Raw genomic sequence first — 11,529 nt, forward strand, 5'->3', positions numbered from 1 at the left:
CGACACGAAAAATTGATTTAGTTAAAAACCCAGAAGAATCTGACTATATCAGAATTCTTCTGGGTTTTTAACTAAACATCAAGAAGGATTACATCTTCACTTTCCAGTGATGCTTTCACGTCAATGACTCTTTGATTACTGCTTCCCCGGAATCTTAAATTTAAATCCTTTTTTTCTTCCACAAAAGGGCCGTCCACTAAAACATCCAGATTTTGAAGCACCTCCGGATCAAACTCCATGATTTCTTCAAACAGATAAGAAGAATACATCCAGATATTTTTTTCCGGACAACGCTCTTTGAGCTTCATCAGCAATTCCCTGACCGGACGCCGGTTTGCAGGCTCCATAGGCTCTCCTCCAAGAATCGTTGCCCCGGCTATATGCTCTCCTGCTGTCAGTGTTAAAAATTCTTCTTCCGTTTCTTTATTCCATTTAAGGCCGCCCTCAAAATCCCATGTTTCCGGGTTAAAACAACCCTTACACTTCCTCGTGCACCCCTGTACAAACAGAGAGGTCCTGATGCCGACTCCATTGGAAATATCGATCTTCCTGATCTGTGCGTACCGCATTTAGTTCACCTCTTGCACCTGGTTATCCAGATGGACAAACCGTTCTCCGATCTCCTGGGTACGTCCCTTGTTCCAGAAATTATCTCCCAGATATCCGCAGGTCCTGCGGCATACGTTTAAAGTCTTGTGGCTTCTGTTGCCGCAGTTCGGACAGTACCACTCATAGTTCTCATCAAGAAGGATTTCCCCGTCAAATCCGCATTCCTGACAGTAGTCTGACTTTGTATTGATCTCGGCATACTGAATGGTATCGTACATATAGTCAATCAGAGCAGACAGCGCTTCGGGATTCTGATTCAGGTTCGTTACCTCCACGTAACTGATCGCCCCGCCTGAAGAAATGCTCTGGAACTTTGCTTCAAATCCAAGTTTTTCAAAGGCATCGATCGGTTCAGTCACGTTTACATGGTAAGAATTTGTAATGTAATCTTTATCCGTGATTCCTTCCACAACACCAAACCGTTTCTTTAAGCTTCTTGCAAACGTATAAGTCGTAGACTCTGCCGGAGTTCCGTACACGCTGAATCCAAGTCCGGACTCTGCCTTCCACCGGTCACATGCTCCCCGGAGACGCTCCATGATCCTGACAGCCAGTTCATCGCCTTCCTCCGTCGTATGACTTTTTCCGAGGAGGGAAAGAACACACTCGTACAAACCGATGTATCCAAGGGAAAGTGTAGAGTAGCCGCCTTCCAAAAGCTTATCGATCGTTTCGCCCGGCTTCAGCCTTGCGATGGCTCCGAACTGCCAGTGGATCGGACTCACATCTGACAAGGTACCTTTCAGGCTCTCATGCCGCAGCATCAGCGCTTCCCGGCACAGGCTCAGGCGTTCGTCGAGGATATTCCAGAATTTCTCCATATCCTGCTCCGCAGACAATCCCACATCGGCCAGGTTAATAGTCACGACTCCCTGATTAAATCTGCCGTACCATTTATAATTGCCCTCTTCATCTTTCCATGGAGCCAGAAAGCTTCGGCATCCCATACACGGGAACACTTCCCCTTTGTAATTCTTCTTCATGATCTTTGCCGAAATAAAGTCGGGCATCATGCGTTTTGCCACACATTTGACCGCCAGATCCGTCAGATAGCGGTACCTGCTGTCTTTCGGTACATTGTTTTTATCCAAGACATACAAAAGTTTTGGAAATGCCGGTGTCACATAGGCTCCCACCGGATTTTTCATTCCCTCATACCGCTGCCTTAACATTTCTTCGATCAGCATCGCCGTCTCTTTTTCATATTCCGGTTCTTCACTGATGTACATGAAGACAGACAAAAACGGAGCCTGTCCATTGGTAGTTGAAAAGGTATTGATCTGATACTGTATCGTCTGGATGCCGGAAACGATCTCATCGTGAAGACGGTCTTCTGCGATCAGTTCTACTTCCCGTTCCGTATACTCTTTTCCGATCATCTCCCCTTCCTTTTTCACCTTTTCTTTATGTTTATCTAAGCTCACTCTTACAAAGGGTGCCAAATGGGAAAGCGAAATCGTCTGGCCTCCATACTGACCGTTTGCCACCTGCTGTACAATCTGGGTCGCAACCGTACAAGCAGTCTGGAGGGACTTCGGAGTTTCAATCAGTTTACCGTTTATCACCGTTCCGTTTTTAAACATATCCTTTAAATCCACCAAGTCACAGTTATGCATCTGCTGGATATAGTAGTCCATATCGTGAAAATGAATGATGCCGTCATCATGTGCCTGGACAATTTTAGGCGGAAGCATCATCCTCCTGCAGTAATCCCTGGAAAATTCCCCTGCGATCAGATCCCTCTGTGTTGCCAGGATATTCGGATCTTTATTAGAGTTTTCATCCAAAGCTTCCTGGTTTTCTCCGGTCACGATGCCGAATACCTCATTGTCAATGGTATTCGTCTCTCTCTGGAACTCTCTGACCTTACGGTATCCTTCATAGGCCTTCGCCGTCAAAATCTGGTCTTTTTGAATGAGCTTTTCAAATACCTGGTCTTCGATCCGGTAAATGCTGATATCCTCGTCTCCCTGATGTTCCTCATGGATCTCAAAGGAAATATCCTTTGCACATTTTTCATCTACAACCCCGCTTCCGTACCTCATAGCTTTTAAGATGGCAAGTTCGATTTTAGACGGATCAAAATCTACTTTACTGCCATTTCTCTTAATCACTTTCATTTATCTTCACCCTTTCAATTATTCTGTCCTCTATTATAAACCAATATATATTGTGTGTCCAGATGTTAAATATCACAATATGTTGTATTTTTTATCCATATTTTCGATTAATTGTTCGGCCGTTTTGATGCCGTCCATAGCCGCAGACGTGATTCCTCCGGCATATCCTGCGCCTTCCCCGCATGGATAGATCCCGGGAATACTGCCCTGAAATGACTCATCCCTTTCCATCCGGAGAGGAGATGAGGTTCTCGCCTCAATTCCGCTCAGGACTGTATCACCATCAGAAAATCCTTTGATTTTTTTCTCAAAAGCATCCATTCCCTCGATGATTGCCTCTGAAATCTCATCCGGAAGACATTCCCTTATATTTGCGAATGCTGTTTTCCCTTTTGTATTGGGAAGGACTCTTCCGAATTTATCACTCTTTTTATCTTCCTTAAAATCTGAAAACGTCTGAACGGGTATCGCTCCGTTTCCAGCCCGGTAAGCTTTCTCCTCCCACTTTCTCTGGAATTCGATGCCAGCCAGCGGATGTTCCGATCCAAAATCTTCCGGCGTTACACTGGCAATGATCGCGCTGTTTGAATTTCTCGCCATACGGTCGTGATTGCTCATGCCGTTGACTGTCAGCCTTCCTTTTTCTGAAGACGCATTCACTACAAATCCTCCGGGGCACATACAGAAAGAATAGACACTCCTGCCGCCTGAAGCCCTGTAAGTAAGTTTATAGGAAGCCGTGGGCAGTTTTTTGTCCCCCGCCCCTTTTCCATACTGGGATTCGTCAATCTTCTGCCTCAGATGCTCCACCCTTACCCCGATAGCAAAAGATTTCGGCATCATATACAGCTTATTTTCGTACAGCATTTCAAAGGTATCTCTGGCACTGTGTCCTACCGCCAGTACTGCGGTATCGCAGGGAAGTGTCTCTGTTTCATTGATCACAAGCGCAGTCATTCTGCCTTCTTTTATTATTAAATCTGTTACCTTGTTTTCAAACCGAATCGTTCCTCCTGCTTCCTGTATGGCATTTCTCATATTTGCCACAACCTTACAGAGCAGGTCTGTCCCGATATGCGGCTTTCCGTCATATAAGATTTCTTCCGGTGCCCCGTATTTAACAAAGGTCTCCAGCACAAACCGGTTCCGCCCGTATTTGTCCTTCACTGCCGTATTGAGTTTTCCATCAGAAAAGGTTCCGGCCCCTCCTTCTCCGAACTGTACGTTTGACTCAGGGTTGAGATTTCCGCTTTCCCAGAAAGCCTCTACGTCCTTCATTCTCTCTTCCACTGGTTTCCCTCGCTCCAGAAGAATCGGTTTTAACCCGGCTTTTGCCAGAACCAGGGCGGCAAAAAGGCCGGCCGGACCCATGCCGATCACCACAGGGCGGACCGGTATTTCCTTTCTGCACCTGGGTAACCGGTATTCTTTTCTTTCGGCCTTCGCTATCCTGGGATTTTTGTTTCTTTTGAGAAACTCGGATTCTCTCTCTATTTCTGCATCGATTGTATATACATAGCTGATCTGGTCTTTTTTTCTGGCATCCAAAGACCGCTTAAAGATCTGATAGCTTTTTAACGGTACGTGATGTACCGCTTTCTTTATTTTCTGTTCCAGCTGGACCTTCGTATGTTCCGCTGGAAGTTTTATCTGACTGATTCTGATCATTGATTCCCCGCCTCTATCTGATTTCCCGAAATATATCCTGATGTAAAAGCCCACTGAAGATTATATCCGCCACAGGTGCCGTCTACATCCAGCAATTCCCCGGCAAAGTACAGCCCCCGATGGATCTTGGATTCCAGTGTACCCTCGATGACTTCCCTGACAGAGACGCCGCCTGCCGTCACCTGTGCCATATCGAACCCTTTATACCCCGAAACCGGGACCGGAAACTTCTGTATCATGGAGCGGATCTGCCTCAGTTCTTTCTGTGTAAGGTCTGCTGCACTCCTCTCCGGCCGGATCTTTAAACGACTCAGTACCGTAAATGCCAGTTTTTTATTCAGGAAGCCCTGGAGAAATTCTTCCGCTGTCTTGTAATATCCGACTTTTCTGAAATAGTCCATTAATTCCTTCAATGTAATCTGCTCCGGCATGAGGTTTAAGATCACCTCCACCTTTTTCTTCTTCCTCAGAGCATCGATGGCATACCGACTGATTTGAAATACCGGAATTCCGGATATTCCGTATTTGGCAAACTGGACCTCTCCTTTTTGTTCTGCGGTCTTTTGGCCGTTCACATAAACCGAAAGAGCGCAGACACTGCGGACGCCAGCCAGATGTTTAAAGAACTTTTCCCCTGATTCCAGGGCCGCCAGAGCCGGAAAAATATCCGTAACAGTATGTCCCATAGCTTTTGCCAGAGCATATCCGCTGCCGTTGCTCCCCAGTTTTTCCTGGGCCGTTCCCCCGGCTGCCAGGATGACATTCCTGCCCTGATACTTATCTGTGCGACACGTTACATGAAATGTATCCTTTTTCTTCTGAATCCTTTTGACTTCCGTCCCTGTCTTCATATGTACGCCGAGCTGTCTCATTTCTCCTGTCAGTGTATCAACGACTGTGGAAGCCTGCATGGACGCAGGATAATAATATCCTCCCAAGTTGGTGGTCAGCATCCCCATGGACTGAAAAAAATCCAGGGTCTCTGCCGCCCCGAACACCTCCAGCATAGAATATGGGAATCCCGGTTTTTCTCCCCGGTAACAGTCCTGGTCCAAGTAACTGTTTGTCAGGTTACACCGTCCGTTGCCTGTGGCAAGGATCTTTTTCCCCGGCTTGTCCATCCGTTCCAGCACAAGGACGGAGCATCCTCTGCGCGCCGCTGTGATAGCCGCCGTCATGCCGGATGCCCCGCCTCCCACGATGATTACATCATATTTCATCTATATCCTCCAAAACACTGGTTCCGTCTAATTTTGACTCTATACCAAAATAGTCTAACACAGTGCTCCCGATATCTGCAAATGTTTTTCTTGTTTTTAAATTGACACCTTTTGTCTGCCCATATTGATACATGAGAAACGGCGTATATTCCCTGGAATGATCCGTGGAAGGAGTCGACGGATCACATCCGTGGTCTGCCGTGATCATCAGTACATCCCCCTCCTTCATCAGCCCCAGAAGCTTTGGCAGCTGTTTATCAAAATAGCTGAGAGCTTTGGCATATCCGTCCACATCGTTTCGGTGCCCGTACAGCATGTCAAAGTCTACGAGATTCACGAAGCATAATCCTTCAAACCTCTTCTTCATCCATTCTTTCGTCTGCTCAATGCCATCCTCATTGTTTTTCGTAAACGAAAACTCAGTCAGCCCTTTTCCAGCAAAAATATCATGGATCTTTCCAATACCGATCACATCAAATCCCTTTTCTTTCAGCTGATCCAACATAGTCACTTTTGGCGGTTCTATAGAAAAATCATGCCGGTTGGATGTCCTGGTATAATGGCCGCTCTCCCCTGTAAATGGGCGCGCAATGACCCTGCCCACGCCGTGTTTTCCAGTCAGTATCTTTCTTGCAGTCTTACAGTACCTGTATAATTCTTCCGGCGGCACCACATCTTCATGAGCCGCAATCTGGAATACACTGTCCGCCGATGTATAGACAATGAGCGCTCCGGTCTTCACGTGCTCATCTCCGTAATCCCTTATAACCTCCGTACCGGAATACGGCCGGTTGCAAAGGATCTTTCTACCTGTTTCCTGTTCAAAAAGCGCAGTGACTTCTTCCGGAAATCCTTCCGGATACACCGGCAGCGGTTTTTCAGATATGATCCCCGCGATCTCCCAATGTCCGATGGTAGTATCTTTTCCCTTCGACTGTTCTGTCATGCGTCCGTAGCTGCCAATCGGCGCAGTTATCTGCCTGTCACCGTCAATCTCTGCGCCGTCAACAGCAAATAACCCCAGTTTCTCCAGATTCGGCAGGTCAAAGTACAGGCTTTTGGACACTGCCAGCAGCGTGTTGCTTGCCTCATCCCCGAAATCTTTCGCATCCGGCGCTTCCCCGATGCCGAAGCTGTCCAGCACGATCAAAAAAACTCTCTTCATTCCGGTCACCTCAATCTATCTTGTTCAGAATTTTATCTTCTCTTTAGATTATAGTGCTAACTGCTGTAAGACTCAAGGAAATGATACACTTCTTCCACGGAATGAAATTTCTTTTTCTCTTTCAGCATCTGGTGGACTTCATCCGGCAGATCATTTTTTGTTAAATCTGTATATTCAAAAATTTCTTTTGTCTGATTGTTCAAGATCACCAGACTGCCGTCGCGCAGGGCGAGCCCGTAGGTTGTCTTTTTCTTTTTAGAAGTCTCTGCCTGCTCTTTTGTCGTCTGTTCTTTGATGATTGTGGACTGCACCTGATGGACCAGCTTGTCCTGGCTGGTATCCTTCTGATAAAACGCCACATAACACATATACCCGCAGAGGGTTGTGATCACGACCATATATATTAATAAAAAACGGTTGATTTTATTCATACGAAACACTCCTTTTCCATAAGCGTTCCCAAAATCAGCCGTTCTATTCAAAAAAAATCAAATTTAGCAATTTACATGATTCAGCAGCAAAATATCCTGTTCTTTTGCCGTATCACATCGGCAGGAAATTACTTTCTGAATATCCAGATACACAAAACCGTCTTCAAAACCATCGGTATTAATCTTTTGGACTTTGACAAAATTCTTGCTGAAATCCAGGACGGATCCGAGGATGGAATATCTTCTGTCTTCATCCATATAAAAACTCACGAGCAGTCTCTGTTCCTTGGCATATCTCAAAAGTGCCTCCATACAGGACTGATGATCCTTCTTTATAATCCTCCCGTGACTTCTTTTCTTGTGGAGATACAGCGTTCCAATCCGCCTCTCCTTGCTGCCGTCTGTCTGTGCCCTGAAGAAATGATCCGGTCGTTCCAGAATAAAACCGTCGTATTCTCCTCTTTCTGAAATCTTCGCCGCTAGAAGTTCTTGTTCCGTTATGTAAAGGATGTAACCTTCTAAGATCTTTTCTCTGCCTCCGACAAAGTGATATAAGCTGACCAGTTTCTTTTCCTGCTGCATCTGTTCTAATATTTGATTCATGCCCTATCCTCCGCTTTTTCTTATATTATAGCAGAAAAGTAAACAGATTATAATTAATTATCAAAATTGTAAAGAAAATACGAATTTATTTCCGATATCTGGAAATTTTAATCTTTTAGTATCCTATTCTAAAGTAATCTAAATATGATTTATACCGATCCTGTGCCGTTAGACAAGTATCGTTCAAAAAGCCTTTTTCATGATTCCATTCCTTCAGACCGCGGTAATAAAACATCTTTAGGTCATCACTGATAATAAACGGTACAATATTATGTTTTAAACATTCTTTAAAAAGAATCAGCCTGCCCACTCGTCCATTTCCATCTGGAAATGGAACGATAGGGATTAAAAGCTATTTATAAATTCCCCAATAGCCGTATCTTTCACCACCCTTACGTTCTATTTTTCCCTTTTCTTTAAGTAGCGCTAATATTTTTACTTCTATTGAGACATCTTTTGTGACATTAGGGGCTTTGGAATCTGATACTTTAGGATTTTGAAGAACAGTAAATTTCACCATAATATCTTCTCCATGAACAATATACTCCGGAGCGTCCACTCCAAAATTTTTGCAGGCATCCTAAATTTTCAGAATGCCACATCCCCAGCTTTCGATATATCCTGCACGATAAAATACTCTTGTAATATCCGGTGATTTATCTCAAAAAATCTTCCACTAACGCCTGATTGATATCATTTTTTATCAAGTTTCGAGCATGTCTAAAATTCTGAAAAACATCCACTCCAACAAGATATTTATCTTCTAAGTCTTTCTCATTCATTTTTGCCTTTTCTTCTCTTGTCAGCCGCGAATACTCTTCATGAACAATCTTAGACACCATTTTCTTTTTTGCAATAAGGTCCAAAAGTTGAAACTCAATGTACCTATTCACTCTATAATACAGTGGATCTCCTATTTTTTTGCGTATTGTTTCTGGTGAAGGCTCGTTAGATGTACATATAAAAATTACATTCCTCAAATCAACATCATAATTTTTATCCATGTAATGACCTTCATCAAACATCTGATAAAACGCACTCCATATACCTGGATTTGCTTTATCAAACTCATCCAATAAAACCACATTACTTTTTCGTTCTAATAAGTCCTTTGCAAAACTTCCTCTGTTATGATCAGCACCATATAAATAATCAAAAAAACCTTGCGTCTGATACATAGATAATTGTTGCCTAAACAATTCTCCACCAAGAAGCATACTCAAATATTTAGCTGTCTCTGTCTTCCCAACACCCGAAGGCCCATAGAACATAAAAATGATTGGTGCATTCTTATTCTTCTTACGATATAACTCATACAACGAAGCCAATAATTGTTTTTTCACTTTAGGTTGCCCTATTATCTCCTCATCAAAATGAATATTAATGCTCTCTAACTGTTTCTTTCCTATCGACCTATATTTGTATTGCTTTATCTTTACATTCTCTTTGCTATGGGATCGAATAATTTCATCCTTAATACATTCTGGTGGATTCTGCAAATATACAATCTCCAAAGTATCATCCACTCGATCCAAAATAGTACAGAAATTCTGAATACCTCCCTCCGTGATGCTCGAATATGACATCGAATATCCTACTACATAATCAAAATCTACTTTTCTAAATACATTTTCCGAATCGCAGACCTTAACCAAAGTTTCCAAAGGGTAATATCTTTCTGGAATAATTTTCGAAAACTCATTACGAGGTCCATAATATAATACAAATTTTGCCATCTATTCAACTCCTGCCAATATAATATCATAAATAGGCAACGATTTGTCCTCATTGTTCTCTGCCACAACCTGCTCAAAATCAGTTATAATTTTTCCTTCATCAGAAAACATCTTTGAAAAATCAAACTGATCTTCTTTTCCCTTTCCCACTTCAACACCATAAAAGTTCAAATTCATCTGTAATAAATCAGAAATCCCATAGTTGTTCTTAAATGCTTCATTGTTAAAGCGGAATATTGCCTTTTCCGTTTCCTTTATTGCTAACAGTTCATAATATCCCTTTCCCAAACGCAATGTATCATACATTTTATTCATATTGATTGCAAAATCTCCATCAACACAAATCTTCCCCTCTGTCATTGCTAAATAAGGAGTAATTGTCTGAAAATATGCAATAGAGTTAGGCATAATATATATGCTATATCCATTCATACATTTAATGTCACTGTCCGACTCCCTTACAACCTCTATAAAATCTGAGAGTGTCGTATTTGAAATCGTTGTTTTTATAAAATTTTCTCCTGATGTGTAGGCTCCTATATTAGAGTCTAAGTTTGCACTTCCGCTAACAAACAAAGAATTAAATAGAACTTTTAGCCTTGCACCAGCTCTAATTTCAGTATTGTTTCCGACCTTTTCTTCTTCTGAATCAGAAATCAATAACGTGCCACCATTGAGAATAGTCAAATAGTCTGTGGCAGAATTTTCATCAAAATATACCATTTTTCTCATATACTACCTCATTAAAAATTTCAATCCTAAAATATTCCAAATATATCACACTCTCAAGGCGAAAACACTTTTAAAATACCTTCTCTCATCAAATAAACGATGTCTTCTACTTCCATATGCATTTTTCGACATTATTACTCGAATACTATTTCTTCCTCTGCCTTTGCATATACATCCAACTGATTCTCCATATCCAACTGATTAACCAGCCAGCCACGTGTCATACACATCTTGATAAAGTCATCAATACGATTTACTCCATTCATTTCTTTTAATGTTACAACTACACCAAATTGAAGAGGTCCTTTTTTTCTCCGCAAACGTTCTTTGGTATTTATCTTAAGTCCCCAAAGACCAGATTCATATGCTTTCCTTGGTATTCTTCTTTCTTTAATTTCTTCACTGATATGTTTAATATTATCCCATTTTCGATACATTCTTCTTGCATCTTCTTCATAAAGGGTAATCAGCTTATCTTCCGATTGCTGGTTATTATCTATTGGTTTTATTTTAGCTTTTCTGTTTTCAACAACAACCCTTCCAAAGTGTATATCCATTTCAGTGCTTGTATAATCAACCCCCTGATTACGATCACACTGTGGAAAATATACTAACGTTGCTCTTGCATAAAATGGATGTGCATTATCTACAACTGGTACTGGCAGATTATATGTATATGTCTCATATTCCTCTGATGCACCAGTCAAAATAAAACGTATCTCATCATCTGAAGATTTTATAATATCACTAATATGTTTTGGAACAACACCATAACCAATGCTATGGGAAATATCATCTTTCCTATTCCATCCCGCAGCAGCATCAATCAATAATGCTTTTGCAACTTCTCTACTCAATCCCATAATATGAATTAAATATGCCAGTTTTCTTGAAATCCACGGTGCTGCAAATGAAGTTCCGCTTACATATGCCGCCCCCATATCATCACGACATACAACCATTTTATCCATATAGCTGGAACCACCTCCACCATAATAGCTAATATCAGGCTTATGGAAAAAGGATAATACAGGACCAACTCTAGTATAAGATGCTGATTTTCCTCTAAAGTCTACGGCATTGACAACCAGGATTAGGGTGTCAAAAGGTCATTGACCTTTGATATAAATTTGTACCTTGAAAATTTAACACGATATATCAATCCATCCGAACATTTGGTAAAATATAAATATCAAATATCGAGGTGATTCGCATGGCTTTTGTATCAAATAATAGTCAACAAAT

11 protein-coding genes and 1 pseudogene are annotated in these 11,529 nt (G+C 42.1%); all 12 read right to left on the minus strand.

What is annotated here, in order from left to right:
• Positions 1-71: 71 nt before the first annotated feature.
• The 12 genes and pseudogenes from nrdG to QGT46_RS15330 all read right to left on the minus strand — a co-directional run bounded on the left by nrdG (position 72) and on the right by QGT46_RS15330 (position 11,378).
• The gene (nrdG, locus tag QGT46_RS15275) at positions 72-569 is read right to left on the minus strand and encodes an anaerobic ribonucleoside-triphosphate reductase activating protein (RefSeq protein ID WP_148459199.1); all 498 of its coding nucleotides are present in this window, start codon (positions 567-569) and stop codon (positions 72-74) included.
• On the minus strand, positions 570-2,729 hold the full coding sequence (gene nrdD, locus QGT46_RS15280; RefSeq protein WP_148459201.1) for an anaerobic ribonucleoside-triphosphate reductase: 2,160 nt from the start codon (positions 2,727-2,729) through the stop codon (positions 570-572).
• A 72-nt stretch (positions 2,730-2,801) separates the two neighbouring features.
• On the minus strand, positions 2,802-4,397 hold the full coding sequence (locus tag QGT46_RS15285) for an NAD(P)/FAD-dependent oxidoreductase (protein ID WP_148459203.1): 1,596 nt from the start codon (positions 4,395-4,397) through the stop codon (positions 2,802-2,804).
• Positions 4,394-5,617, minus strand: a complete 1,224-nt coding sequence (locus QGT46_RS15290; protein ID WP_148459204.1) for an NAD(P)/FAD-dependent oxidoreductase — start codon at positions 5,615-5,617, stop codon at positions 4,394-4,396. The genes QGT46_RS15285 and QGT46_RS15290 overlap by 4 nt, the downstream gene beginning before the upstream one ends.
• Complete coding sequence (locus QGT46_RS15295; protein WP_148459205.1) at positions 5,607-6,782, minus strand: phosphopentomutase; 1,176 nt, start codon at positions 6,780-6,782, stop codon at positions 5,607-5,609. The genes QGT46_RS15290 and QGT46_RS15295 overlap by 11 nt, the downstream gene beginning before the upstream one ends.
• Before the next feature lie 56 nt (positions 6,783-6,838).
• Positions 6,839-7,213: a hypothetical protein gene (locus QGT46_RS15300; protein ID WP_024727750.1), complete on the minus strand. Its 375-nt coding sequence runs from the start codon at positions 7,211-7,213 to the stop codon at positions 6,839-6,841.
• A gap of 63 nt (positions 7,214-7,276) precedes the next feature.
• Positions 7,277-7,816 (minus strand): hypothetical protein, encoded by a 540-nt coding sequence (locus tag QGT46_RS15305; protein ID WP_148459207.1) that lies wholly within the window; start codon positions 7,814-7,816, stop codon positions 7,277-7,279.
• 115 nt (positions 7,817-7,931) lie between these two features.
• Positions 7,932-8,156 (minus strand): annotated as a pseudogene (locus QGT46_RS17415) (cell filamentation protein Fic); the annotation flags it as partial.
• 12 nt (positions 8,157-8,168) lie between these two features.
• Positions 8,169-8,336, minus strand: coding sequence for a hypothetical protein (locus QGT46_RS17570; protein ID WP_270430988.1), 168 nt, complete (start codon positions 8,334-8,336; stop codon positions 8,169-8,171).
• A gap of 136 nt (positions 8,337-8,472) precedes the next feature.
• Complete coding sequence (locus tag QGT46_RS15320; RefSeq protein ID WP_024727752.1) at positions 8,473-9,552, minus strand: AAA family ATPase; 1,080 nt, start codon at positions 9,550-9,552, stop codon at positions 8,473-8,475.
• On the minus strand, positions 9,553-10,284 hold the full coding sequence (locus QGT46_RS15325) for a DUF6414 family protein (RefSeq protein WP_024727753.1): 732 nt from the start codon (positions 10,282-10,284) through the stop codon (positions 9,553-9,555). It lies immediately after the preceding gene.
• A gap of 134 nt (positions 10,285-10,418) precedes the next feature.
• Positions 10,419-11,378: a S8 family serine peptidase gene (locus QGT46_RS15330; RefSeq protein WP_330655914.1), complete on the minus strand. Its 960-nt coding sequence runs from the start codon at positions 11,376-11,378 to the stop codon at positions 10,419-10,421.
• Positions 11,379-11,529: the final 151 nt, after the last annotated feature.

This window comes from Anaerostipes faecis (assembly GCF_910574135.1).
Taxonomy (GTDB): Bacteria; Bacillota; Clostridia; order Lachnospirales; family Lachnospiraceae; genus Anaerostipes; species Anaerostipes hominis.